Annotated in this window: 1 protein-coding gene; it reads left to right on the forward strand. The window is 69.5% G+C overall.

The features are described 5' to 3' along the window. Positions 1-213: 213 nt before the first annotated feature. Positions 214-455: hypothetical protein (locus ACR9ZJ_RS19405; RefSeq protein ID WP_481288692.1), on the forward strand; the 242-nt coding region annotated here is incomplete at its 3' end.

Consider the following 455-nt stretch of genomic DNA (forward strand, 5'->3'; position numbering starts at 1 on the left):
CAGAGTAACCGGTATCGCCGACAGGGTCGGCTCCCACCAAAGCGCGGGAGACTGGCCAGGGTGCGGCTGACTGGTGGGAGCCGACTTGTCGGCGACGCTCTTGCCCTGGTGGGAGCCGACTTGTCGGCGATGCGGCGAAGCCGCCTCCTACATTCTTGCGGTTTCATGCCAGACTCACTCCGGAACATCGGAAGTGGTCAGGGGAGCAAGGGCATGTATCTGGTCTGGGCTATCGTCGGGGCGGTCATCGGCGCCTTCGTGGGGGAAGGCGTCGCCGGTGGCGTGGCCGGATTCGCCATCGGTTTCCTCTGGGGCCGCACCTCGCAACTGCGCCGCGACCTCGACCACGCCCGCGCGCAACTCGACCGCCTTGCCCCCGGCACCGACCCGGCACGGGTAGCGGATACGCCAGACGCTACCGCGGCCGCGGCCGCGGCCAACGCCACGCCACGCGC

Source organism: Luteibacter sp. KNZ12-1A (genome assembly GCF_056755675.1).